The organism is Variovorax glucosi, from assembly GCF_051216695.1.
Lineage (GTDB): Bacteria > Pseudomonadota > Gammaproteobacteria > Burkholderiales > Burkholderiaceae_C > Variovorax.
On the sequence record NZ_JBPJZE010000320.1, the window covers coordinates 1 to 1,096 of the forward strand.

Sequence of the window (1,096 nt, forward strand, 5' to 3'; positions counted from 1 at the left end):
GCCCTCGCCGGTGATCGTCGGCATGGCGGCATAGATCTCTCGGATGACGATGGGCGCGAGGCCGAGAGACAGCTCGTCACACAGCAGCAGCTCGGGGTTGCTCATGAGCGCGCGGCCGAGCGCGACCATCTGCTGCTGACCGCCCGACAGCGAGGTGCCCGGCTGGTGCCGCTTCTCGGCGAGGATTGGAAACAGCGCGTACAGGCGCTGAAGGTTCCACGGCCCCTTGCGCGCAGCGGTGGCGCCCATGAGCAGGTTCTCCTCGACGCTGAGGCTGGGAAACAGGCGACGGCCTTCGGGAACCATGGCGAGGCCGCGGCGCACGATGTCACCGGGAGGCAGCCCACCGATGGGCTCACCCTTGAAGCTGATCGCTTCACGCGGCGCACGCACGAGGCCCGTGAGGCTCTTGAGGAAGGTCGACTTGCCCGCGCCGTTGGCCCCGATGATGGCAACGAGTTCGCCCCGGCTCAGCGAGAAGTCGATGCCGAACAAGGCCTGGGCGTCGCCGTAGAAGGCCTTGAGGGCGTGGGTGGAGAGCAGCGCGCTCATGCCTCCATCCCCATGTACACCCGCCGCACCTCCGGGTCGTTCATCACCACGCGCGGCGCCCCCTCCGCCAGCTTCTGCCCGAAGTTGATGACGAACAACCGGTCCGCCAGCGACAGCAGCGCATGCACCACGTGCTCGATCCAGATCATCGTCACGCCACGCGCCTTGATGCGCTTGAGCTCGCCGACCAGCACCGCCGCTTCGGGCTCCGTCAGCCCGCCCGCGATCTCGTCGAGCAGCAGCAACTGCGGCCGCGTCGCCAGTGCGCGCGCCGGCTCCAGCCGCTTCCGGTCGAGCAGGGTCAGCCCGCCCGCGGGCTTGTTCGCATGCGCCATCAGCCCCGTCTGCTCCAGCACCTCGTGCGCCGTCTGCCAGGCCTCGCGCTCGGTCTGCTGCCCGCCGAAGCAGGCGGCGGTCACGAGGTTCTCGAACACACTCATGTTTCCGAAAGGCTGCGGCACCTGGTAGCTGCGCCCGATGACCGCGTGGCAGCGCTGGTGCGGCTTGAGCCGCGTCACGTCGCGAGCCGCGTATTCGACGCGCC

General features: G+C 69.0%; 2 protein-coding genes. Both read right to left on the minus strand.

From position 1 onward, the window contains the following. Nucleotides 1-552, minus strand: a 552-nt coding sequence (locus ACSFA3_RS25300) for an ABC transporter ATP-binding protein (protein WP_435508085.1), incomplete at its 3' end; no start/stop codon positions are given. Then, nucleotides 549-1,096 (minus strand): ABC transporter ATP-binding protein (locus tag ACSFA3_RS25305; RefSeq protein ID WP_435508086.1); only part of this gene is annotated, 548 nt, incomplete at its 5' end. The genes ACSFA3_RS25305 and ACSFA3_RS25300, both read right to left, overlap by 4 nt.